General features: G+C 44.7%; 18 protein-coding genes and 1 pseudogene. 7 read left to right on the top strand and 12 right to left on the bottom strand.

Annotation, left to right across the window (positions count from 1 at the left end; all coding sequences use genetic code 11):
- Positions 1-4: 4 nt before the first annotated feature.
- The 9 genes from yfaE to GYK50_RS07700 form a co-directional block, all read right to left on the bottom strand.
- Positions 5-274: a class I ribonucleotide reductase maintenance protein YfaE gene (yfaE, locus tag GYK50_RS07740; RefSeq protein ID WP_212563634.1), complete on the bottom strand. Its 270-nt coding sequence runs from the start codon at positions 272-274 to the stop codon at positions 5-7.
- Positions 275-410: 136 nt separating this feature from the next.
- Entirely contained in the window at positions 411-1,544 is a 1,134-nt protein-coding gene (gene nrdB, locus GYK50_RS07735; RefSeq protein WP_071001397.1) for a class Ia ribonucleoside-diphosphate reductase subunit beta, read from the bottom strand.
- Positions 1,545-1,630: 86 nt separating this feature from the next.
- Complete coding sequence (locus GYK50_RS07730; protein ID WP_212563633.1) at positions 1,631-2,002, bottom strand: hypothetical protein; 372 nt, start codon at positions 2,000-2,002, stop codon at positions 1,631-1,633.
- A 36-nt stretch (positions 2,003-2,038) separates the two neighbouring features.
- On the bottom strand, positions 2,039-2,326 hold the full coding sequence (locus tag GYK50_RS07725; RefSeq protein ID WP_058025000.1) for a type II toxin-antitoxin system RelE family toxin: 288 nt from the start codon (positions 2,324-2,326) through the stop codon (positions 2,039-2,041).
- Complete coding sequence (locus GYK50_RS07720) at positions 2,316-2,567, bottom strand: type II toxin-antitoxin system Phd/YefM family antitoxin (RefSeq protein WP_212563632.1); 252 nt, start codon at positions 2,565-2,567, stop codon at positions 2,316-2,318. The genes GYK50_RS07725 and GYK50_RS07720 overlap by 11 nt, the downstream gene beginning before the upstream one ends.
- 384 nt (positions 2,568-2,951) lie before the next feature.
- A complete protein-coding gene (locus tag GYK50_RS07715; protein ID WP_212563631.1) occupies positions 2,952-4,568 on the bottom strand; it encodes a DUF4435 domain-containing protein in 1,617 nt (538 codons plus the stop codon).
- A gap of 172 nt (positions 4,569-4,740) precedes the next feature.
- A complete protein-coding gene (gene nrdA, locus GYK50_RS07710; protein WP_071001402.1) occupies positions 4,741-7,017 on the bottom strand; it encodes a class 1a ribonucleoside-diphosphate reductase subunit alpha in 2,277 nt (758 codons plus the stop codon).
- Positions 7,018-7,516: 499 nt separating this feature from the next.
- The gene (locus tag GYK50_RS07705) at positions 7,517-7,807 is read right to left on the bottom strand and encodes a YbeD family protein (RefSeq protein WP_058024867.1); all 291 of its coding nucleotides are present in this window, start codon (positions 7,805-7,807) and stop codon (positions 7,517-7,519) included.
- A gap of 276 nt (positions 7,808-8,083) precedes the next feature.
- Positions 8,084-9,010, bottom strand: a complete 927-nt coding sequence (locus tag GYK50_RS07700; RefSeq protein ID WP_212563630.1) for a bestrophin family protein — start codon at positions 9,008-9,010, stop codon at positions 8,084-8,086.
- A gap of 175 nt (positions 9,011-9,185) precedes the next feature.
- On the opposite strand from GYK50_RS07700, the pseudogene GYK50_RS07695 reads away from it, so the two are divergent.
- A pseudogene (locus GYK50_RS07695) lies at positions 9,186-9,437 on the top strand (STAS domain-containing protein); the annotation flags it as partial.
- 68 nt (positions 9,438-9,505) lie between these two features.
- Here GYK50_RS07695 and rpoD read toward each other — a convergent pair.
- The 3 genes from rpoD to GYK50_RS07680 all read right to left on the bottom strand — a co-directional run bounded on the left by rpoD (position 9,506) and on the right by GYK50_RS07680 (position 15,508).
- The gene (gene rpoD / locus GYK50_RS07690) at positions 9,506-11,431 is read right to left on the bottom strand and encodes an RNA polymerase sigma factor RpoD (protein ID WP_071001404.1); all 1,926 of its coding nucleotides are present in this window, start codon (positions 11,429-11,431) and stop codon (positions 9,506-9,508) included.
- Positions 11,432-11,961: 530 nt separating this feature from the next.
- Positions 11,962-14,187, bottom strand: a complete 2,226-nt coding sequence (locus tag GYK50_RS07685) for a DNA primase (protein ID WP_212563628.1) — start codon at positions 14,185-14,187, stop codon at positions 11,962-11,964.
- 139 nt (positions 14,188-14,326) lie between these two features.
- Positions 14,327-15,508 carry an outer membrane protein assembly factor BamD gene (locus tag GYK50_RS07680; protein WP_093070971.1) on the bottom strand — a complete coding sequence of 394 codons (1,182 nt, stop codon included), beginning with the start codon at positions 15,506-15,508 and terminating at the stop codon, positions 14,327-14,329.
- A gap of 872 nt (positions 15,509-16,380) precedes the next feature.
- Between GYK50_RS07680 and GYK50_RS07675 the strand changes: the two genes are divergently transcribed.
- The 6 genes from GYK50_RS07675 to GYK50_RS07650 all read left to right on the top strand — a co-directional run bounded on the left by GYK50_RS07675 (position 16,381) and on the right by GYK50_RS07650 (position 25,686).
- A complete protein-coding gene (locus GYK50_RS07675; RefSeq protein WP_474200143.1) occupies positions 16,381-17,478 on the top strand; it encodes an RluA family pseudouridine synthase in 1,098 nt (365 codons plus the stop codon).
- A 114-nt stretch (positions 17,479-17,592) separates the two neighbouring features.
- Positions 17,593-18,588 carry a purine nucleoside phosphorylase YfiH/LACC1 family protein gene (locus GYK50_RS07670; RefSeq protein WP_284719294.1) on the top strand — a complete coding sequence of 332 codons (996 nt, stop codon included), beginning with the start codon at positions 17,593-17,595 and terminating at the stop codon, positions 18,586-18,588.
- A 103-nt stretch (positions 18,589-18,691) separates the two neighbouring features.
- Positions 18,692-19,303, top strand: coding sequence for a flavodoxin family protein (locus GYK50_RS07665; RefSeq protein ID WP_212563627.1), 612 nt, complete (start codon positions 18,692-18,694; stop codon positions 19,301-19,303).
- 993 nt (positions 19,304-20,296) lie between these two features.
- Entirely contained in the window at positions 20,297-22,003 is a 1,707-nt protein-coding gene (locus GYK50_RS07660; RefSeq protein ID WP_093068999.1) for a xanthine dehydrogenase small subunit, read from the top strand.
- 97 nt (positions 22,004-22,100) lie between these two features.
- Positions 22,101-24,674, top strand: a complete 2,574-nt coding sequence (gene xdhB / locus GYK50_RS07655; RefSeq protein ID WP_212563626.1) for a xanthine dehydrogenase molybdopterin binding subunit — start codon at positions 22,101-22,103, stop codon at positions 24,672-24,674.
- Entirely contained in the window at positions 24,667-25,686 is a 1,020-nt protein-coding gene (locus GYK50_RS07650) for an XdhC family protein (protein WP_227674244.1), read from the top strand. The genes xdhB and GYK50_RS07650 overlap by 8 nt, the downstream gene beginning before the upstream one ends.
- Positions 25,687-25,762 lie beyond the last annotated feature (76 nt).

Here is a 25,762-nt window from a genome sequence, read left to right as displayed (position 1 = left end):
ACTGCTAAGGCTTTTCAATCAGCTCATGGTTGATATAGATGACACCCCGTACGCGGCAACAGCAGGGTAGGATTTCATCGTCCTCAATCATCGCAAGCGGGTTAAATGGATAATCGACCGTATGCGAGCTAGCAATACGCTTGACTCGGCAGCTACCACAGTAGCCCTCGCGGCATTGATAGTTGACATCGTGTCCGGTGCGTAGCAATCCATCTAGTAGACTTTCGTCATCATGTAGATAGAACTGCTTTTTACTGGTCATTACCCAAGTCATCGCTCATCCTATTGGGATATCTGTGCTATTACTATCCCTACTATTAACCGATAAAATGATTACAGATCAAGCCTTTATAATTTAAAACCTTTATAGCTCAAAGCTCTTACAACTCAGCTCTTATAATTCGGAGCCTTTATAGTTCAAAGTCGTCAAAATCACTGTCTGATAAGTCAGAGTCAATCTGACCGACCAAGTACGAGCTAATCTCGGTCTCTTGCGGGGCGACCTGCACATTGTCAGACGACAACCACGTGTTGATCCACGGGATTGGGTTTGATTTTGAGTTCGGGAACGCCGCTGGCAAGCCGACCGTTTCCATACGCAAGTTGGTGATGTATTCGATATATTGGCACAGAATATCTTCGTTGAGACCGATCATCGAGCCGTCTTTGAACAGATAGCCTGCCCATTCTTTTTCCTGCTCGGCCGCCTTGCGGAAGATCTCAATACTTTCATCAAAACATTCTGCAGCAATTTCGACCATCTCAGGATCGTCACGACCATTACGCATGAGGTTTAGCATGTGCTGCGTACCGGTCAAATGCAACGCTTCGTCACGAGCGATGAGCTTGATGATTTTGGCATTGCCTTCCATCAATTTGCGCTCAGCAAAGGCAAATGAGCAAGCAAACGACACATAGAAACGAATCGCTTCTAGGACGTTGACCGCCATGATGCATAGATACATTTGCTTTTTCAGCGATCGCAAATCAACGGTCACTTCCTCGCCATTGATATTATGCGTACCTGGCCCATACAGGCTATATAACTGTGAGTTGCGATACAGCTCATCATAGTACTGAGCGATATCAGAGGCGCGGCCTAAGATGTGCTCGTTTTGCATAATGTCATCAAAGATAATGTTTGGGTCATTAACGATATTACGAATGATATGCGTATAGCTGCGCGAGTGAATGGTCTCGCTAAATGACCATGTCTCAATCCACGTCTCAAGCTCAGGGATAGACACTAGCGGCAGGAGCACCACGTTTGGACTACGACCTTGGATAGAGTCGAGTAGGGTCTGATACTTGAGGTTGCTCAAAAATATATGCTGCTCATGCGAGGACAGATTGCTAAAGTCGATACGGTCGCGTGACACATCAACTTCTTCTGGACGCCAAAAGAATGACAACTGCTTTTCAATCAATTGCTCAAAGATAGGGTGCTTTTGTTGGTCATAGCGCGCCACGTTGACGGGCTGACCAAAGAACATCGGCTCTGTTAGCGCATTGTTTGGCGTTTGCGAAAAAATCGAGTAAGTCATGGGACTGCCTTTATCATTGATACGGTTATGAAATTATACAAATTGGATATGATTATATTATAAATTTTGGTCAATGGCTTTTTGGGTTAAAGGTTCTCTAGCGATATCTGTGAGGGCTCTTTGCCATCGTTCATATAGGCTTTGAATATCTCGCTCAGCTCACTATCATCGAGTGCTTCTAATTCATCCAGTGCGCTTTTACGTAGGGTACTCACATCAGACGCTTCTGCTGCTGTTTTTATGTCTTTTTTAGCCGCGCGCGATGCTGGTTTTTTGGCTGCTTTTGCCACGTTTTTTTTGGCGACGGCTGCCTTTGGCGCTTCATCCATCTCTAACTGCTGACGCACCGCTGCAATATCAACCTCGACTTGTACGATATGCGAGCCACCATCGTTTAGGTCTGAAAATACGTTTGGGATAAACAAACCACCGTCTTTGATGATTGCGGTATATTGCACATGACCTCCGTCGTTTTAGTTATTTCTAAGTTTTCGTTAGGGTTGACGCGTCGCCAGACTGTCATATACCTTGTTGTTTTCTCTTTTACCGACTGCCAATACATAAACCACCACCACGTCATCTTTGACGGTATATACCAAACGATACCCTAGGGTGCGTAATTTGATTTTATAAGTATCTGTATGTCCAGAGAGTTTTGACGCAGGCACATGAGGATTGGATAGTCGCTGCTGTAATTTTTTCTTAAACTGCTGCTGGATGCTTGGCGCTATCTTTTTCCATTCTTTTAACGCTAATGGGTGAAACTCAAGACTATAAGTCATCGAGCGTAACCTTTATCGGTGTCTGCCCGTCATTCATCCGTGCGTTTACGGTTTGGCTGAGTGCCATATCGTCCATCGCCTCCATCATACGCTCGTACATGTCTGTGGAAACTAAGTAAGCCACGGGTTTATTGTGGTTTAAAATCGCAATCGACTCACCATCTGACTGTTTAATGAGTGCTGAAGGGTTGGTCTTTAACTCTGAAATACTGGCTGTTTGTGTCGCAAATATTGGTTGCATGACCCATTCTCCATTAAAATTACGCTCTAAATATAGGGCTAATTTTAGCACGAAAATTAGGTCTTACTTGTTACTGTGTTAAATTAAATATTTTAGTAGCCAATCCCGCCTACCGCTTGTATCTGCCTAGCCGCTGTCGTGCAGTCTATTGTGTCTGAACGCATTCCTGTTGTCTCGATACTACGTCCAGCCACAGACTGCATCGCCATCGTTGTCAGCAGGATACCACTATAGTCGGGGCTAAAGGTCTCGTTGTAGCAAAGTTGGACTTGCTGATTAAATTTGCTATTTGAGCGTAATTTGTAGGGTGCTTTTTAAGTACCATCAAACATGATTTTTATATCATTGGTGCGCGGGACGCACCCTACAAAACTATGCGAGAGGTTATGTAATTTTTTCCGCAAAATCCCCAAAATAAGGTTTCAAGGCTTGTTTTATTTCTTCTATAGATTCACTATTTGCGAATCTCAACACTGTTTTTGCCAACTCTCCTTCCTTTAGTCCGAGTACAGCGCTTACTTGATGAGCTAGTGATTTTCTATTGTAGACTTTTAGTAGTTGTAGATAGTTATTAGACTCTATAGCCTCGGTAAATAACGCTTCTTTTTCACTATAAATTTTATCTACTTCAATGTTATCAGTAAGTGATGACAAAGCCATCTTGAGATTGTCTTCACCAGTTGCTTTATCATTGAAACAATTTAATTGAAACTTAATCTCACTTGCTACATGTAAGGATACTTGTTTTTCAAGTTCTGACTGCAATCTGTTAATAACAAAGCTTGCAACTGCATCTGAATCCTCATCAGGATTTCTTCCAAGTCTGGCACTTACTATTTTAATCACTTCTGGGAGACAAAAAAGATTCTCGACCTCTGCAACCTCTAAAGTATAAATACTATTATCTTTTAAAGATTCTATCTCATTCTCGACTCTTCTATCTCTATCTATAATTCCGTAAACATCAAGGTGATGAAGCTGCCCGCTTGATTTTAATGCCTTGACAGTTGAAATAACTTCTGTACATGAACCACTTGGAATAACTAAAAAATTATCAAGTATTGCTTGGTACAGTTTCGTGTCAAAACTACCTTTAACACCTTCAACAAGTACAATAGGCTTTCTACTACCAAGTATCTCTACTAATAAATTTTCAGGTAATCCATCTACCTCTTGAACTAATTCCCAATCCCAGTTTGTTCCATCATAAGATTTAAGCCATATTTTTTGAGAATCAGGTAGGGATACTGCAAAGTCAACATCATGGGTCATATAGACAAAAAGGCAATCTGATCTTAATTTTTGTATCTCAATCCATAGGGGAGCTTGGATAGATTTATGAAGATGTATTTCTGGCTCATCAATTATTATTACCCCATCCTCAGGTGCTGCCAAACATTGACCTATAAGATAAAACACAACTCTTTCACCATCGCTCATCTCTGAAGCAGAATAAGCACTTTCTTCATTACCTGCTGTACAGGTTTGAACATTCAATCCATTCAAAATTAATTGTCTATGGGGTAACACCTTTTCCCAAACTTGTTTAACTAAATCTAGTTTAGTTATAGGAGCCACTACTTTATTTGAAGTACGCTTAGATTCGTTTAGATATTTTGCACTCTCATCTGTAAACTCTGAAAACAAATAAACCATGAGTTTATCGAAATCATTAAGAAGGAACGTAGCTGGCAAATTTCCCCAACGATAACCTTTTTTGTAATAAATACGGTTTGATATAGTAGAATCTTTGTGTCCATGTAGTAGTTCATTTTCAGCTAGTTGAATCGATTTGGGCATAACATTGTCTGGCATTATTAATGATTTTTGCGCAGATATACGATGCACTTTTTCTTTCTGTGGAGAATCCATCTCAATCCATGTACCAAGTCTTGTTTTACCTGAACCGTTTGCACCGATTAGAACTAAGCTTTGAAGACATTCAATTTCTTCAGTTTCATTATTTTTTCTAGGTAGATTTAAAACAAACTGTTCTTTCATAGGTTTTTGCCTTTATATTTTTAAAGATGGTATATAAAATTTTCTTCATATACCATCTTGTCAAATCATAATTAATCAGCCATTTTAATTGTTCAAGGCGGATAAGACATTTGATGTTTTGATACACCCTACAACTAACTTCGGATAGAGAAAACACCATTTATTTAAAAACCTAAATCTTACAAGCACCGCCAGCACAATCATCTTCCATATCCGCTTGGGCATCGTTCGCACCATCACGAGTGTTATGGTAATACAACGTCTTCACACCCATTTTATAAGCGTTTAGCAAGTCTTTTAGCAATATCTTCATCGGTACACGGCCACCAGCATAACGAACGGGGTCATAGTTGGTGTTGGCAGAGATACTTTGATCGACGAATTTTTGCATGATAGCGACCAGCTTTAGGTAACCGTCATTGTTTGGCATTTGCCATAGTAGCTCGTACTGATCTTTTAGGGTAGCAATCTCAGGCACGACTTGCTTTAAGATGCCATCTTTTGACGCTTTGATAGAGACCAGACCACGTGGTGGCTCAATACCGTTGGTCGCGTTGGCGATCTGACTTGAGGTCTCAGACGGCATCAAGGCGGTTAGGGTAGAGTTGCGTAGACCGTGTTCCGTGATATCCCTACGTAGCGTTTCCCAATCGAGATGTAGCGGCTCTTGGCAGATTGTATCCAAGTCGGCTTTGTACGTATCAATCGGCAAGATACCTTGTGAGTACGTGGTCTCATTGAACGCAGGGCACGCGCCTTGCTCTTTTGCCAATTTGTTTGAGGCTTTTAAGAGATAGAACTGCAATGCTTCAAACGTCTGATGGGTCAGACCAAGTGCGCTGTCGTCAGAGTAGCGTGCGCCATTCTTAGCCAAGTAGTAAGCGTAGTTAATCACGCCCACACCAAGCGTACGTCGGCGCATACTGCCATTTTCAGCAGCTTTGACCGGATAGTCTTGATAGTCGAGTAGGGCATCAAGGGCACGGACGATTAGCTCGGCTGGCTCTTCGATGTCGCTGACGCTCTCGACTTTACCCAAGTTGACCGCTGATAGCGTACAAAGGGCGATTTCGCCTTCTTCGTCATTGATGTTATCCAGTGGTTTGGTCGGTAGCGCGATTTCCATACATAGGTTTGACTGGCGAATCGGGGCAACCGTCGCATCAAATGGGCTATGGGTGTTGCAATGATCGACGTTTTGGATATAGATACGACCCGTACTGGCGCGCTCTTGCATCATTAGGCTGAACAAATCAGCAGCTGGGATTTGACGGCTACGGATGTTAGGATCATTTTCGTATTTGGTGTATAGCGCTTCGAATTTGTCTTGGTCTTCAAAGAACGCATCATATAGGCCTGGCGTGTCACTTGGTGAAAATAGCGAGATGTCTTGACCTTTGATGAGGCGCGTGTACATCGTTTTGTTTAATTGTACGCCGTAGTCCATATGACGGACACGGTTGTCTTCGACGCCGCGGTTGTTTTTGAGTACCAGTAATGACTCAACTTCCAAATGCCATAATGGGTAAAATAGGGTCGCAGCACCGCCACGGACGCCCCCTTGTGAGCAGCATTTCACCGCTGTTTGGAACAGTTTGTAGAATGGGATACAGCCAGTATGCTGCGCTTCACCGCCACGGATCGGGCTACCAAGGGCACGGATACGGCCAGCGTTGATGCCGATACCAGCGCGCTGTGACACGTAGCGTACGATGGCGCTGGTGGTCGCGTTGATTGAGTCTAGGCTGTCACCACATTCGATCAGTACGCACGAGCTAAACTGACGCGATGGCGTACGCACACCTGACATGATCGGTGTCGGTAGTGAGATTTTGAATTCTGAGGTCGCATCATAAAAGCGTTTGACGTAGCTTAAGCGCTCAGCTTTGTCGTAATTGGCAAATAGACACATGCCCACGAGCATATATAAGAACTGCGGGCTTTCGTACACGGTCTTCGTGACACGGTCTTGTACTAGGTATTTCCCTGCCATTTGCTCGACAGCAGCATAGGCAAGGTTCATATCACGCCAATGATCCAGATATTCTTCTAACTCGTCAAATTCAGCACGGCTATAGTCCGCTAGGATATGCTTATCATATTTGCCCGCGTCGGTGAGCGTTTTGACATGGTCATACAGGTGCGGCGGCTCAAACTGGTTATACGCAATCTTACGTAGATGGAAGATCGCCAAGCGCGCGGCGAGATATTGATAATCAGGCGTGGTCTCAGAGATAAGGTCGGCAGCAGATTTGATGATGGTTTCGTGAATATCACGGGTTTTGATGCCTTCATAAAACTGGATGTGCGACTTTAGCTCAACTTGCGACACAGAGACGTTGTCCAATCCATCCGCCGCCCACGCTATTACCTTATGAATTTTGTCTAAATTAATAGGCTCTAAACGTCCATCACGCTTGGTTACTTGGATTTTATCAATATGTGTCATGTTGGCCTCTATTTTGATTGCTTATAGTGATGCTGCGCGCCAAAGGAGCGGCAGACATTCTTTATGACGCGATTGTAGTCGATGGTAGCAGTAGTTTTTTGGCAACAAGCAGCCACTACCCATAGTGATAGCAAAAATCACTGAGTACTACATATAGCGTGTTTGTTAATCGGTAGGCACAATATAGCGGGAAAATTTTGAAAATACTATATTGATTTTAGGATAAAACTATGTTGCTACAAGGTTGTAGGCAGTCCAAATTTTGGCAAAGGACGATGGGATAAGGGTTAGACGCAAATGCGGTCGATCATAAATTTTTTGTAAAAATAGTGTGGCCGTTTGCTTTTTATTTTCTCAGTGATTGTCGCCTGATAACTATCACCATGGCGGCAATAATGCGGGCGCAGATTGTACATCAAACCACAAAAAATCGCCACCCATATGTTATTACTAGCGAGTGACGACTTGGACCAAAAGGCGCTAAACCTGTCTGAACGATTTACAAAACCATGCGGACCGTCTTGGCGTTATCAAGCGCGGCATAAAGTGTATTGACTTGATCAGCGGCTGTTAGGTACAGATTGACCCGTGCTGAATGAAAGCGACCCGTTCTAGAAGGTTTCACTTCAATAGAGGCCAAATCAAAATCAGGGAATTGGCTACCCAAGATCAGCTTGATTTCATTAAGCAGGCTCTCGTGCTCACCTTCATGACCAATGATGCTGAGTGGGTAGTTCATCGGGAACTCCCAAAGCTCTGGGTTTTGAATGTCTGTTTTTTTGCCTTTCAGAACGCCTTTATTTGGCGTCAAATCAGTGACTTTCACTGATGGCTGATTGCTGGTTGGGTTATTTACATTGTTGTCGACGTTGTCGTTATTATTTTTTGAATCATCACTCATGATATGAGCCTCGCTTTTATAGATAATATTTTTGAATAAATCAGCTGGTTAGAGTAGAGATTTTACCTACAGTACCTTTGTCTGCTATTTATAGTGGCGTGCGGTAGATTATTCAAGTTACGTTTGCCGCTCGTTTATTGTATGGCGCTTAGATGACGGCAATATTTACGGCAAATAACCATCAATAGGCATAATGTCAGTCGGCAGATTGGTTTCTCCCAGCGCTTCTCGCAGATTGATTTCGATCGTGCGTGACAAGGCGGTCAGAGGTAACTGATTAGCCGCCAACCCAAATGGCTCTTCTAGCTCTTCACTCAATGCATCTAACCCAAAAAACGTATAAGCAATCACGGCACAAACCAAGGGCGTTGCCCAACCAAGCGAGGCGACCAAGCCAAAAGGCAGCATGATGCAATACAAGTAGGTCGTACGATGTACCAGCAGCATATAAGCAAAAGGTAGCGGTGTGTTATGAATGCGCTCGCAGGCTGCCAAGACAATCGTCATAGAGGTCAGGCGCTCATCCATGTTTTGGATGACTTGCTCTGAGACCAGTCCTTGACGCCGAATATCGCCGAGATGCTTACCCATGAGGCGCATTATATGGTCAGGGACATTTTTTGCTTGGCGCATACCATCATGATGTATGGATGCGACAAAGGGATCTATGTCCGCCCAAGGTGGCGTACCACGCAGCCTGTGGCGCACCGCATGTGCAAAAGCAATGGTCAGATATACCATGGTGCGCTGAGTCTCACGACCATGCTCGTTGTCATCATCTATAAAGGATAGGACTTGGCGCGTTAAGCTGCGAGCATCATATACCAACTGGCCCCATAGCATCCGTGCTTCCCACCAACGCTGATAGCTGGCATTATTTCGAAATCCCAAAAACAGCGATAGTGCAATCCCTAATAAGGTAAAAGTGGCGATACCATAATAAGGAAAAGAGTCAGGAATCCAGTGTTGAATAATGGTAATGGCTGTACTAAGGATGGTAACCAATAGCAGCTGCGGATATATTTTTGGAATGATTGAACCGCGAAGGGCGAAAAATATCTTAAACGGGTGGGGTGTTTGCCGGACAATCATGTCAGTTTCCTAGCGATGAAATCTGTGAGCGTAGTATTGCAGGTGCCGTATGATTCTAATACAGAATCTAAGTCTGTAAAGCCCAAAAGACTATAAATTTATTCAAACTAAGAAGTAGGGTGGTCACTTAAGCTCGGTAATTGGGATAGCCAAAAAGTTAAATCCTCGCCTATGCTTTTCGTCAGCAGAGCATATGATTGAATCCTTTGATATTAAAGAGTCTGTCTCTAAAGCAGTTATTGACGTGTCACGAGCACATTTTTGGGATGTGACAGCAATCGCTGCGATTGATAAAGTCATTATCAAATTTCGCCGTGAAGGCACTGAGGTAGAGCTTATTGGTTTGAACGAGGCAAGCCAGACGATGATAGACAATTTCGGTGTACATGACAAACCAGATGCTGAGCAAAATTTAGGCGCGCATTGATAACATAGATTAACAAACACAAAAAAGCCGAGATAAACTCGGCTTTTTTTATTTAGCTTCATTGAATATTAGTCATTTTCAAGGAAAGAACGTAAATGCTCAGAACGTGAGGGATGACGCAATTTACGTAGTGCTTTTGCCTCAATCTGACGGATACGTTCACGGGTAACATCGAACTGCTTACCAACTTCTTCTAAAGTATGATCCGTTGGCATGTCGATACCGAAACGCATTTTTAGGACACGGGCTTCACGCTCAGTTAGATTACCGAGTACATCACGAGTGGCTTCTTGTAGTCCAGCAGACGTTGCATCGTCGACAGGGCTTGAGATCGTACCATCTTCGATGAAGTCACCTAGGTGTGAATCTTCATCATCACCGATAGGCGTCTCCATAGAGATAGGCTCTTTGGCAATCTTCAGCACCTTACGGACTTTGACTTCGTCCATCTCTAGACGTTCGCCTAATTCCTCAGGCGTTGGCTCGCGGCCCATTTCTTGTAGCAGCTGACGTGAGACACGGTTGATCTTGTTGATCGTCTCAATCATATGCACAGGGATACGAATGGTACGTGCTTGGTCAGCGATAGAGCGCGTGATTGCCTGACGAATCCACCATGTGGCATACGTTGAGAACTTATAACCACGGCGATATTCAAACTTATCAACGGCTTTCATCAGACCGATATTACCTTCTTGGATCAGATCCAAGAACTGTAGGCCACGGTTGGTGTATTTTTTGGCAATAGAGATAACCAGACGCAAGTTGGCCTCAACCATTTCTTTTTTGGCGCGTCGCGCTTTTGCTTCACCAACGGCCATACGACGTGCCACATCTTTCATGTCGTGGATTTTCATATCGAGCTGCTGCTCATAATCACGAATACGGCGCTGAAGTAAAATAACGTCATCAGTGACTTTTTCTAGCGTGCCCGCAAATGCAGGCTTACCTTTGATACGCTCAATGAGCCAATCGACATTGGTTTCATTGCTAGGGAAGGTCTTACGGAACTCTTCACGCGGCATACGACCACGGCGAATCACCAAGCGCATGATTTGACGCTCTTGCTTACGCACGTCGTCGTAGACGTCATGCATGATCGCCATGACTTGGTCTGACAAGCGATTATTGAGCTTTAGCATCATAAAGCGTTCAGCAAGTAATGCGTACGCAGTATCCGCCTGCACGCTACCACGACCATAATCTAGTAGCGCTTGCTTGGCTTTGATAAATAGATGCTCGATCTCTTCTAGACGCAAACGTACTTCTTCTGGATCAAGACCGCTGCTTTCTTCTTCAGCTTCTTCTTCCACGTCGTCTTCGTCTTCATCTTCGTCATCATCAAGTGCGGCTGCCTTGGCATTCACTTTAGCTTTGATGATAGGCGGGTTTTCTTTTTCTTCTTTGATGCGCTCACGCTCTTCTTTCACCGCATCTTTGGCTTCTTGAGCGGCGATTTTATCTTCTTCGGTTTCAGGATCTAAGAAACCAGTGATGACGTCAGATAGCTTTTTTTCGCCATCTTGTACTTTTTGGTATTCATCAAGGACGAACTGTACGGTGCCAGGCCAGTAAGCCATGGCATGCTGTACATCACGAATACCTTCTTCGATACGCTTAGCAATGGAGATCTCACCTTCACGGGTAAGAAGATCAACTGTACCCATCTCACGCATATACATACGGACAGGGTCAGTGGTACGACCAGGCTCAGTCTCAACAGAGGCAAGTACCGCCGCTGCCTCATCTGCTGCCATGTCATCATCACTTGAATCATCGTTCATCAAGATGTCATCGGCATCAGGGGCAGACTCAAAGATTTTGATACCAACATCGGTTAGCATCTGCACAATATCTTCGATCTGATCGCTTTCGGTAATAGAGTCGGGCAGCTGGTCATTCACCTCAGCATAGGTAAGATACCCTTGCTCTTTGCCCATTTGGATTAAGGTGGCCAGTTGAGATGTGGACTGAGAAACTGACTTATCGTTCATAAATACTCGCTTACTTGCATCGGACATTTTTATATTGTGACTCGCTATCGCTCGCTCTTTGCGTTGATCTTATCAATCGATTGATCAAAATATGGCGTAGAGGTTGTCAATAATATCAAAAATGAGTTGATATGAATAAAGGCTCAAAACACTACAATAACAATGCTAAAAAACAGCTAAAAATTAGAAAAGCTAAAAAGACTTCAATACAGTACCTAAAAAAATATAGTACTTAAAATTTAATACTCAAAAATAGTATCTAAAAGCAGATACGTAAAATAATACCTAAAATTTGTGCTTAAAGATGCATGCTCACAATCATTAACCAAGCAGTGCTGTCAATATACAGCGACACAGTTTAACACAGACCGCAGTCGTCAAGCACGAGCTAGTGATAGCTACCGACCATTTTTTGCCGTTTATTTGCCATCAGCTAAATGATTTAGGAGTGACTCATGCTACTGGGCATAATCATTAGTAGTGGGGGCAGTGGCTAGAATTTTAAAGGGGCATGATTTGATAATTAAACATTAAGACTGCACGGTGACCATCTGTGCCGATTGCTCTGCCTGCTGTGCCCGTAGCCAATCGTTCAATAATTGGGTTTGTTTACGGACGATCGCAAGCTTAATATGATCAGGGTTTTTTATCAGCTCTTGTATTTTTTTCTTCATATTGCGCTCAAGCAGCTGACTGACCAGCTCTTCGATCAGGCCATCAAGCCCCAAAATATTGCGTGCGGTTAGCGCTTTATAAAAGCCGCCCCAATTACGGCTTAGCATCTCTTGGGTCGCAGGCTTCACATTTGATAAGATAAAATGCGCTGCTGCGTTGGCATCTTTTGGCAAATAATTAAGACAGCGTTTGATAGTGCTCACGATGTCAAGCAGAGCCACGTCTTGCAGGTCTTCCCAAGCAAGCGGACGCAGCGTATCGGCTGAAGCCTTTTGTTTGATATGCGCAGGTAGGTGTAAGCCATTAATACCAGACTGTTGCCAAATGGACTCGATGGGGTCATCAATGAGTGCGCGCGGCTGAAACAAAAAGCACAGCTGCAATTGTTGGCTGATGGTCATATCACCATCAAAGTCTAGCAGCGCATCTTTGGCCTCGACATTTTGACTGCGCCTGCCGCCAAGCTTTTGATAAACATCATTGTTGAGCAAATAGCGAAAGCTACTGCCTTTTGGCAAAGCGGTCGTCAATGAGCGTACTTGCGACATGAGCTTGGCTTTACCTTCAGCCAGACTCATGTCATAGCGCTCACTCAGATACGCAAAAATATACTGTGATAACGGCATGGCTTGGCTGATTTGCTCACGCATGGCATCGCTGCCATGACTTTTGATAAACGTATCAGGATCATGATTATTAGGTAGGGTTAAAAACCGCAACTCTTTATCATCAGCAAGCACAGGTAAGGCAACTTCAAGCGTACGCCAAGCGGCTTTTTGTCCGGCGCTATCACCATCAAAGCTCAAAGTCAGCGTTGGATTGAGTGTCAATAGCCGCGATATCTGACTTTCATTGATTGCCGTACCCATCGAGGCGACCGCCCCATAGATGCCCGCTTGATAGAGAGCAATGACGTCCATGTAACCCTCGACCACCAGCCAGCTATTTGCACGCTGCTGGCGCGACTCATAATAGCCGTAGAGTACATGCTGCTTATGAAAGACGGGGGAGTCTGAGGAGTTGATGTATTTTGGCTTGACCTCATCGTCGAGCGCCCGACCACCAAAACCAATGGTGCGACCTTGGTTGTCACGAATAGGAAAAATAACCCGATCACGCAGCAGATCGTAGTCACGGCCAGACTCTGATTGGCGCACGAGCCCTAGTGCCTTAAGTCCTTCAATATCTTGTGGAAACTGGTGCTCAAGATGCTGCCAGCCAAATGGCGCATAGCCAAGACCAAAAGTCTCAAAAGTCTCTTCAGTGAGTCCGCGTGACAAAAAGTATTGCTTGGCATGAGGGTGAGTGTGTAGATTATGCTGATAGAACTGCTGAATTTGCTCTAGCAGATCGTACAAATTGCCATCTTGATCAGACGTCTGATCGATACCAATACTATCCATGCCTGCGTCAGTTTCTGTCAGCCATACTGGCGGATAGCCACCATCGTCCGCATGGCTTGACGAATACGGCTCTGATGGATACGAGTCCATCGAATAAGGCGCTGACTCGTAAGCGTCTAGCGGCGGGAAATTATCGTAACCCTGAGCGTCATCATAACTTGACTGGTCTATGTGATTTTGGTCGCTTTGGTCAACATTATTTTGATGACTGGCTTGACGGTTGTTTTGATAGTTATTTCGATAGCTGTCTTGGTTTGTGCCGTCTTGGTTTGCACCGTCTTGATTTACTTTGCTGTGCTCTATCGTTGGGCTAGGTACATTGTGAACTGGCGGCGGTGCAATAGGTGTTGGCGTACGGCGTTGATAGCTGACGTTCTGTTGCTCTTCTTTTGGTACTTCAATGCCTGTTTGTTTAGATAGCTCATTGACTGCTTCGATAAAGGTAAGATTCTCGTAATCACGCAAAAAACTGATGGCATTGCCACCGACGCTACAGCCAAAACAGTGATAGATATTTTTTTGTGGATTGACATAAAAAGAAGGCGATTTTTCACCGTGAAAAGGGCAGCAGCCTTTATATTCACTACCAGCGCGTTTAAGCGTGGTGTGTTTGCCAATGATGCTGATCAGGTCAGCTTGGCTATTGAGTTGTTCAAGAATATGGTTAGGAATGCTCATACAAAAAACAGTTTACCATAGGTCGATTATGTTGGGGCAGAGGTAATGAGGTACTGCTAGAAAAATAAGGCCAACGTAATGTTGACCTTATTATCAATGAATACAGACTGTGTTAGCTAGGCTAAAAGACCTCACATAATCAATTATTATCCATATCACTCACACTGTCGTCATTTAGCGTAGTGCGACGTGTTGGATTGGTATTTAGTGGATCGACGTTGGCTTCTCGTGCAGTCGAGCCAGTGCTTGATTGGCTGGTCACGCGCTCAGCTGACGCTTCAGGCAGACCTAGGCCTACGCTAATACCATTACGTGCAGACGCATTGTTGGCGACTGGAGTGTTGGCAGGCGTTGTGTTTGTCCCTGCTAGTCTCAACTGGGCTGCGTTGCCAATCATTTGGGTTTTGGTCGCGCCATTATATTCGCCCGTTGCCACTGAGTTGTCAGTTGTGCTTGAACGACCAAGCTGTCCAAAGGTAATCTTATTGAGCCAAGAGCGATCACGTTTGGTGCTCAGTTTCACGCTGCCATTACTCGTCAGCATGTTTGGATAGTTGATTTGCAATAGGGTTTTGTACTCATTTGCCAAATCTGTTAGACCAAGTTTTTCGTGGCTATAGGCTAGGACAGCAATGGCATCTGGTACTGACTCACTCAGTGGATAGTACTGGAAGACCCATTTGGCACGGTTGACAGCTGCCACATAAGCTTCACGCTCGATATACCAGTTGGCTGCGCTCATCTCGCTCTCAGCAAACTGATTATAGATAAATGTCATGCGCTGGGCGGCATCTGGTGCATAGGGGCTATTTGGGTATTTGCTAATAAGTTCTTGGAAGTTGGCAAAGGCAATACGTAGATACGCAGTGTCACGCTCCGCTTGGTTTAATTTAAACAGCTTCAAACTCTCAGACGAGCCTTCCATATTGGCAACGCCGCGTACATAGTAAGCATAGCTGACTTGGGGATTAGAAGGATATAGACGGATGAATTGCTCAGCACTCGCTGCTGCCATCTCGTATTTATCGCTTTGATACTGTGCATACATCATATCAAGTAATGCCTGTTCAGCGTATTGCCCAGTTGGGTAAAAGGTACGCAGATTGGTCAGTTCTTCAACACCTTGAACATAGCGGCCTTTATCGATTTGAGCGATGGCATCGTTATAGTAACCTTGCTCTGACTTTTCCGCTGTTTCTACCGCGTCGACATCTTTGGCGCCAGTGAGGTTTTTGAATGTCTGGCAACCCACTAGATTGACGCTAAGCGCAAGTAAGGTGATTGAGGACAGTTTGATAAACGTATTGCCAACAGCTTGCATACTTCTTCTCCGACACAAGACGCATGATAGCAGCAGTGCTATCATGCTATATAAAAAATTAGTGATAAAAAACGATGCTGAGTATTCAGCGATGCACAAGCAACACGTTTTTCATCGAATGCAGTTTTTGTTATGACGTATTGTACTGGTAGATTGGGTCTGATACATAGAGCTTTTATAGTAAGCCTGTAATAGATCAAATGCATTTAATCATATTCAAAAGGTTTAAATGGCAAACACTGTCAATAAAAACCAATGGTATTTTTATACTGTATTTGAATATGGCATAGCAATACAGTGCCATAGCATACAGCAAAACATGGCTATACTTTATAGAATAACGTTTGCTTCGTCTATTTTTTCGCTATCTATATTTTACAGGCAGTTTACCATGAGCGGCTATCACGAGCGATACCGAATATCGCTGGCAGGAACAAATATACAGTAAATTACAGCAATGTTATGTTCTAGAGAGCTAAGCAGTAAAGCTTGGCACCTCAGAAGCGCTCAAAAATTCACAGATAGTATGCACTTTTATAGGGCTTGGACGCGTGACATGATACACTAGAGCGGTATTGTCTCCGCTTTTTTGACCTGCATAGCTTTTATTATTTGCTAGAGGTCAAAAAACGACAATTTTTTATTATTTTATCTTTGAATGAAGTCACCTAACAAAATATAGTTAGTAACTTTACATAGTTAGCAACTTTGCTAGGTATCAATCCGCTATGAATAATGATGCCATGACTACCCATTTATCACCGAATCAATCGCTAGAGACTGATTCATCAGCACAAGAGTCACCAATGCCAAATAACGTTTTAAATAATGACGAGCCTGACAATCAAGAAATGATGGATGAGCAGGAAATAATGGACGAGCATACTGATGCTCTTGATAATGACGACTTGCTCGAAGAAGATAGCGATATTGATGAAGAAATTGACGATGGCGACATGGATGAAGGCGACGACAATGAAGCGCCAGTAGCAGGTCAAGCGGTACCAGTGGTGGTAGATATAACGCATATCGTCACAGAAGATGAGTCTGGCTTACGTATTGATAAAGTCGCTTCGCAAGTATTTGCAGACTTTTCGCGCGTGCAATTACAAGGTTGGATCACGGACGGTAGCTTACTCTATAACGGCAGTGTGCAAAAACCAAAGGTTCGTGTCAAAGCAGATGACGTGCTACATCTATCGACAACATTGCAGCAGCATAGTGAAGATCAACCAGAAAATATCGATATCGATGTGGTCTATGAAGATGATGATGTATTGGTCATCAACAAGCCTGTCGGTATGGTGGTGCATCCAGGTGCGGGTAACCAGACAGGCACTTTGGTCAATGCTTTGCTATATCATTATCCGCAGCAGCATCACTTGCCGCGTGCAGGGTTGGTACACCGTATTGACAAAGACACCTCTGGATTACTACTCATTGGTAAAACCAAACCGGCTCAAATGGCGTTGATGGAGCAACTAAAAGACAAATCTGTTTATCGTCATTATCAGTGTGTGGTAGCAGGCGATCAAGCAAGCTTGCTGCGTCATCGCCGTATTGATGCGCCGATAGGGCGACATCGTACTCAGCGTACCAAAATGACAGTCATGACTGCCGGCCGTGAAGCGGTAACCCATCTATTAAATGTCACGCCACTGAATGACAACTACTGTCTGTTAGATGTCGGACTGGAAACAGGTCGTACGCACCAGATTCGCGTGCATCTGAGCCATGTGACCCATCCGCTAGTCGGGGACCGTGTCTATGGTGGTCGTCGTCAACTGCGAGCAGGTTTGACAGAAGCACAGCGCCAAGCCATCAGCAACTTCCCGCGCCAAGCATTGCATGCCTATACTCTTGGGTTTGTGCATCCGGTAACTGGTGAGGATATTGAAGTGACGACGCCACTGCCAAAAGACATGCAACAGCTAATAGCCGTATTAAGCGACGGCTATGATGACGAGTAAACGCTATTGAGAAAAGCGGCTGTCTAAAGGTGTTTACGACAATTGCTAAGTTTATAGTAGTGATTTAGTGATGCCAATTTTTAGACAGTCAGTAGATAAAAGGATGGGGCAGTCGTGACAAACAAGCTTCCGATAATAGATAATTTTCCAATGACCATGCTCGCGCAAATGGATGACGTGGCTGTTTTCCAAACGGCTGCTTTTGCGCCGAATAATATTGACGAACCTGCTACCGCAAGCCAGCAAAGAGGGCTTGACAGTCAAGCAAACCATCAAGCAAATTATGGCGCGCTAAATCTAGGCCTGCATGTCAACGATGAGGCGGCAAAGGTATTAGGTAATCGTATGAGTCTGTTGGCTGCGATTAATACACAGATGGCAAGTGAGTCATCACAAACTGAGCAACATACTGCTATTCACAGCTTACATTGGGTCAGTCAGATTCATGGTAAACAGATCCATGATATTGATACGACGCCTTTGAGCATGGCACCAATGGCGGCTGACGCCATAATCAGCAAGCAAAGTGGTCGTGGACTGGCGATCATGACGGCAGATTGTGTGCCGATTGTCTTATACCAACCCTTAAGCGGTAAAATCGCCGCCATTCATGCAGGTTGGCAAGGATTGGCGTGCGGCGTGATTCGAGAGACTGCTCAGCGCTTTACCGATTCAGGGGCTATACAGGCTTGGATAGGGGTGTGTATCAGTCAGGCCAATTATGAAGTGGGTCATCAAGTTCGTGACCAATTACTGGCTGGTTGCTTAGATAATCAATTACTCACGGCGTCAGATAGTGATAATTTTGACAGTTTATATGTGATGCGCTCAGATAATGGTCTTGAAAATCATAGCGATACTCAGCATTTACATAAGACAGTTGATAAACTATCGAATTGCGCTACAGTGCACGCGCATAAAGTTAAGCTAAACTTACCAAAACTGGCCGCTGATCAATTAACAGCCGCTGGCGTGTCGATAGATAACAAAGAACCTATCAGCTGTAGCTATGCAGATCGGCATTACTATTCTTATCGTCGTCAAACGCATATGCAGCAGCCTGCAACGGGAAGAATGGCGCTCGTGATTGTGCGCCGCGCCGCTACGTAGATGTCAGCTCACAACTAACAAACCTATTGAGTGCGCTGAGTCGTTTTGCACTCGTACACTATATTATTTTTATTTAACCATTATTGTCATTATTAGAGTCTGTATGAATACAACTAGCGAATCCTCAAAAATATCTCCTGATAGTACGCCTAACGTATCGATTGCCGTTATTTTCCATAGCAACTATGGTCATACTAAGCGTGTCGCTGAAGCGATTGTACAAGGCGCGCATCAGCAATTACCAGAGGCCCAAGCAAAAGCGGTTGATATTCATGATATTGACTGGGATTATTTAGATCAGGCAGATCTATTGGTTTTCGGTAGCGCGGTATATATGGGCAGCGTCACCGCTGAATTCAAAACCTTTATGGATGAAACCTCAAAGCGTTGGTACAACCGCACGTGGGAAGGCAAATGGGCCGCAGCTTTTGCCAACTCAGGCGGTCTGAGCGGTGATAAACTTTCCGTGTTGCAGCAAATTTCTTTGTATGCCATGCAGCACGGCATGAACTGGATTGGGCTGCCGCTTATGCCGACGGGTCATGAGGCACACGATCTCAATCGTCTGTCTAGCTTCTTAGGTTTGATGACGCAATCTCTCGATGGCCCGCCTGAGGAGACGCCAGGAAAAGGAGATATTGATACCGCTATTTGGTTTGGTGATCATTTGGCTAAAACCATCATTAAACATCAGCCAGCGGATAGTAAGCGTTAGATAACACAGTGGGTGACAGGCTACTCCAGTAAAAAAGCAGACACTATTGATGTCTGCTTTTTTTATGTCAATGTTATGGAGTAACCATTTTATGGAGCAACCAGATTAGTCGGTACAGGCTTAACAGGAATAGGGCTATCAACAAATTGGAAATGTTGACAACCAGTCAGCATTAGCGACGCTATCAGCAGACAAATAGAGGTAAGTGACTTCATAATAGTATCTCAGAGACGATATATTACCCAATAATATATCTTGTATGTCTATCTATCGTTAGAAGCGATGACAGTTAAAAGTAAGGTTTACTTTTAGGTATTATATATAAAAACAGGTCGGTTATATAACCTTAAAAAGGTACAAAGACTTGGCTTTGTTTTTGAAGAAATTATTTATTCAGTCATGACGTAACTTGTCTACTATGCGTTTGTATTAGCTATAGTCAATCAATATTAAAAGTGGTACGAGGCAGACGAGTGCAAGTACTACAGTAGTAGGCTAAACGAGTCTAACGCTGTAACACTTTAATAGTGGTTCGACTATATATCAATGACTAACATGACGAGTCTTAGAAACTATCTCTGCTGTTAGGATTGATAGCGGTTGTCAGATAGCGGCTTGAGGGTCAATCATTTAGCAGTATCGACAGATGTTTGAATGGGTTGTGTTATAAATAAGAATAGTGATAATATGTTGAAAGCTGACCAAATAGTCAGGTATATAGCAGTACTAATTCTTGGCAAAAGCTCCTGATAATTACTGCTATTTATGGTCGATTTATTTGCTATAAAAGAGTGTGCGATATCCTACTCATCGACATCCTGCAAATGCGACATAGAATAAATAGTAAGTATATTAAAAACTAAAAACGTACTTGCCGATAAACTTACTTGAGCGGTTGCAGCAAAATATAGATTAAGCGTTTACCTTTCGTACTCAAACCACTAATGCTTCTCAGTCTTATACTCACTTTCATTATTTTAGCCGAGCCTTGCTATGATTAGTTTTTATCTCAATGGAAAATACCATGAGCTAACCCAGCTTAACCCCAATACGACAGTGCTTGAGTATCTACGATTGCATGAAGGCCAAACGGATACGAAGGAAGGCTGCGGCAGTGGTGATTGCGGTGCTTGTACGGTAATGGCTCAACGCCTGCCTAGCACTATCCAGCAAACGCTTAATGATGAAAATGGCAACGAAAAAAATGCTACGCCTCCATTCTATACGATTAACTCCTGTATTACGCTATTGTCGCTGATGGACGGTCATCATCTTATGACAGCGTCCTACTTGGCGGACAATCCTGAGCATCATCCAGAACGTGCTTTGCTGCATCCAGCACAGCAGGCGATGGTTGAGTGTCACGGATCGCAGTGTGGTTTTTGTACCCCTGGGTTTGTCATGTCACTGGCCTGCGTCTACGAAAATAATCGTTTGCAGACAAGTTCGGAAGCAGCAAGTCAGAGTGATGCTAAGCAGTTGAGCTATGATGAAGTGGTTGCGTCAATATCGGGCAATTTATGTCGCTGTACAGGCTATCGTCCGATTATCGAGGCAGGCCTACTGATGAGCGATATCGGTCAGAAAAGAGAGGCAGAGCAGTCGGTGGTGAAAGACTTGACTATCAGTCTCGCAACAGACGCGATGGGTAGTACAAAGGAATCAGCAGTATCTGCAAATGCGCCAGCTGAAGCCGAGTCGGACAATGTAGAGTCAACAGCTATTGCCCCTGCACTCAATGATGCTGGGCGACGGTTATATATACCCAAGTCACTAGACGAGCTTAATCAAATATTAGCAGCTAATCCGCAGGCGACGATCTGGGCAGGTGGTACGGATTTGGGATTGAGTGTGACGCAGCATCTAATCGATCACGAGATCATTATTCAGCTCTCAGGTATTGAGGCGCTAAAGTCTTGGTCGCTATCAGATGCAAATAGTAACACATCGACTGACGAACAAACTCAAAGTCAGTCGCTAGTGCTAGGGGCTGGCATGAGCTATCAGCAAATGCTCCCTGTGCTTGAGCAGTATTTTCCACGCTTTGCGCAAGTGTTTGAGCGCATTGCCTCTCCGCAAATTCGTAATATGGGCACCATCGGCGGTAATATCGCCAACGCATCCCCGATTGGTGATTTGCCACCGATTCTCTTGGCGTTAGATGCGTCAATTCATTTGCGTCATTGCGCGCCGAATCGTGAAGAGTCAGGTAAAGATTTAGATAGTAGTGATTCGGTTTATACGGATGAAATCATACCGTTATCAGCATTTTTCTTAGATTATAAAAAGACCAAGTTGCAAGCAGGCAGTTATATTGTCGCTATTCATATTCCTTTGATGCAAGATCATCAGCATTTATTTATCCATAAGATTAGCAAACGCTACGAAGATGATATCTCAGCGTGCTTGCTTGCGGCGCGGCTTGATGTGTCAGCAGATGGTGCAATTATCGACAATGTAAAGCTTGGGCTCGGTGGCATGGCAGCGATACCACTGCTTGCGGTGCACTGTCAGCAAGCGCTTATTGGTCAAGCTACTGATATTGCAAGTTTTGAGCAAGCAGCACAGGTGTTATCTGCAGATGTCACACCAATGACGGATGTCAGAGCCAGCCGTGAATATCGCATGCATGTGGTGCAGCGTCTACTGGTGAAGTGCGGTAAACATTTAGTAGCAGAGATGCAGGCTGAGAGCGCTTGACTGTCAGCGTAATTGAGTATCAATACTGCGTCATGAGTGTATTTGTCAGAAATAAAAAAGCGCATCAGTAAATGCGTACTAATAGAAGAGATTTGCTATGAGCCATCATTCGTCTTTATTTGACAGTTATAGTATCCGCCGCGTGCGTCCGCCAAAAAACAAGATTGGCACGTCAGCCAAGCATGACAGTGCGATCACCCATGTGATGGGGACGGCAACTTATGTGGATGATATTACCAAACCACAAGGCACGCTACATCTAGCAGTAGGTAAAAGCAGCCACGCTCATGCACGTATATTAGGTATGGATTTGAGTGCTGTCAGAGAGGCTGATGGGGTCGTTGATGTTTTAAGTTTTAAAGATTTACCGGCGCAGACAGATATCGGTGCGGTGTTTGATGGTGAGCCACTGATGGTGAATGACATTACAGAGTATGTCGGTCAGACGCTATTTGTGGTGGTGGCAACCAGCCATCGCGCTGCCAAAAAGGCGGCTACCAAGGCAGTAGTAGAATATGAGCCATTGCCAGCGGTACTTAGTATTGATAAAGCGCTAGAGCAAGAGTTATTTGTGCGTCCGAGTCATTTTATGAAGCGTGGTGATGCGGCGACGGCGCTTGAGAGTGCACCGATTCGTATTGAAGGTCATATTCATATGCGCGGGCAAGAGCACTTTTATCTTGAAGGACAAGTATCTTATGTAGTGCCTTGTGATGATGGCGGGCTGGAAGTGTATACGTCGTCACAGCATCCAAGTGAAGTGCAGCAGCTCGTCGCCGAAGTGACGGATTTGCCCTTTCATGCGGTCAATACGGTCGTACGCCGTATGGGTGGTGGTTTTGGTGGTAAAGAAACGCAAGCCGCGGCATGGGCGTGTCTGTGCGGTATCGTTGCCAAGCGCCATAACGTTCCTGTCAGTATGCGGTTAGATCGCCAAGATGATATGGTCGTGACCGGTAAGCGTCATGAGTTTGCCAATCGTTATGAGGTTGGCTTAGATAAGTCTGGGCGTATATTGGGCGTCGATATGCAATTGGCTGGTCTGTGCGGTTATGCGCCAGACCTATCTGATGCCATCGTCGATAGAGCGATGTTCCACTGTGATAATGCCTATTATTATCCAGCGGCTCGTGTGGCGGGTCATCGCTGTAAGACGCATACCGTATCCAATACGGCCTATCGAGGATTTGGTGGTCCACAAGGGCTAATGACCGCTGAATATATGATGGACCATATTGCCTATACCTTGGGGCAAGATCCGCTGCAAGTGCGCTTAGCAAACTTATATCAAGATGGTCAAAGCACCCATTACGGTCAGACCATTGAACATTTCGATTTAGCAAACATCATGACCAAACTGGCAGCGGATTGCGATTACGACAAGCGCCGTCAGCAAATTATAGAATTCAATCAAAAAGCCGCCGCAGAAGGTAGTGACAAGCGTTTAGGTATCGCGCTAACGCCCGTAAAATTCGGTATTTCATTTACGGTGCAGACGCTCAATCAGGCGGGTGCGCTGGTACATATTTATACCGATGGCAGCATCCACCTCAATCATGGTGGGACGGAGATGGGGCAAGGTCTGTATATCAAAATCGCCCAAATTGTCGCCAATGAGTTCGATGTGGATCTAGATACAGTAAAAGTGTCAGCGACTCGTACGGATAAGGTACCTAATACCTCACCAACTGCCGCGTCATCAGGTACCGATATCAACGGTAAAGCAGCGCAAAATGCTTGCTTAAGTATCAAAGCGCGCATTGTTGAATTTGCTGCTGAGCATTTTGAGGTGTCACAAGAAGACATACGCTTTGAAAAAAACCACGTCTATATCGGTGATAAAAAGACACTAACCTTTGCCGAAATGATTCAGCTGTCGTATCAAAATCGCATCAGCCTATCGTCTACTGGCTACTATAAAACGCCGAAGATATTTTATGATCGCTCTAAAGCATGGGGACGTCCGTTTTTCTACTTTGCGCTAGGTGCAGCTTGTGCTGAGGTTGAGATTGATACGCTGACAGGTGAGTACAAAGTGCCGCGCTGTGATGTGCTGCATGATGCAGGACAATCGATCAATCCTGCCATTGACATCGGTCAGATTGAGGGCGGTTTTGTGCAAGGTATGGGCTGGATCACAGCAGAAGAGCTGATCTGGAATGATAAAGGAAAGCTTGCATCCGATAGTCCTGCCAATTATAAAATTCCAACGGCGCATGACTTGCCTAAGCAGTGGAATGTGAAACTATACGATCGCAAAAACGAAGAACAAACTATCTATAATTCTAAAGCCGTTGGTGAGCCGCCGTTTATGTTGGCTGCCAGTGTCTGGTGCGCTATCAATAACGCGGTGGCTAGCCTTGGTAATTATCAAAAAAATCCAGAATTGACCATGCCTGCGACCCCAGAAGCCGTATTAAAAGCAGTTATGCGTATGGAAGGGTCGTCTTGGGATCTAGAGACCAAAGCGGACAAGGATACGATGGATAGTCTTGTTGAAGGTATAGAAGAAAAGGGCGGTCTCTATAACGACAAAGTCATGCCGCAAGATGTGCGTCATGCCAAAGATATCGATCCAAAAGAGGTAGCCGGCAAACAGACCGATGAGCAGCCAGAGGCGATAGAGCACCCAAATGTTGCAGGGGCAAGAGGTCCTGCGCACAGTGAGTGAGTCATTGGTCCCACCAGTTATCTGGTATGAAGGTCTAGCGCGATATCAGCAGCGCGGCATGGCTCATGTGTTGGCAACGGTCGTGGCTGTGAATGGTTCGGCCCCGCGTGCACTACAGGCAAAGATGATTATCACGCAGGATGGTATCGTAGATACGCTGGGTGGCGGCGGTCTAGAGCACGATGTGATTACTACTGCTCGTCAGCTATTAAGTGGCGAGATATCCACCACGGTATCCAAACAAGTCAAACCAAAAGTTTCTGAAGCTAATGAGACAAGCGCGTCAGCTCCTTCTAAAGCGGTACGCCGAGACGCGGTTTATACTAAGCATTACCCACTGGGTGCGAAATTGGCCCAATGCTGCGGTGGTAGCGTCACTGTTATGTTCGAATGCTTTAACGTGACGCCGCCGATGACAGTACTGGTATTTGGAGCAGGTCATGTGGCATCAGCGCTCATGACTATCCTTGCTGAATTGCCATGTCAGGTAGATTGGGTAGACAGTCGCCCAGAGATGTTTGAGCGTTACTTGATTGATAAAACCAACTCCAGTGAAACGGGCCAAGCAGGCAACAGTGCCTACCAAAACCCCACACCGAATCAATCACAACTCTATCAGCTACCAAGGCATATCCGTGCGCATATCGATGACGATCCTGTCGATTTTGTGCGTCCATTTATCGAGCAGGGTGGTCAGCGTTTTATTTTGGTTATGACGCATGACCATAGTGTGGATTTTGAGCTGGTGCGCGCAGCATTAGATACTACTTCTGATATCTGCTTAGCTGATAGTAAGCGCTCAGATATCTCATTACCTTATATTGGCTGTATTGCCTCATCCACCAAAGCCAAGCGTTTTAGAGACCGTTTGATTCAGCGTGGCTATAGTGAGCAACTAGTCAATCAGCTCATCATGCCAATCGGATTACCCATCGGCGGCAAAGAGCCAATGGCGGTGGCTGTATCTATCGCGGCACAGCTATTACAACGTTATCATCAGGTTGCTCTTTGAAGGGACTAATTACTTCATGAAGCCGTGTCATTTTTCATTAAATAATTTAAACGCTCAGTACTACTACGCCATTGTG

Source organism: Psychrobacter pacificensis (assembly GCF_018336615.1).
GTDB classification, from domain to species: domain Bacteria; phylum Pseudomonadota; class Gammaproteobacteria; order Pseudomonadales; family Moraxellaceae; genus Psychrobacter; species Psychrobacter pacificensis.
Note: the sequence above shows the minus strand (reverse complement) of the source record. Positions and strands in the feature narration are given on the sequence as shown.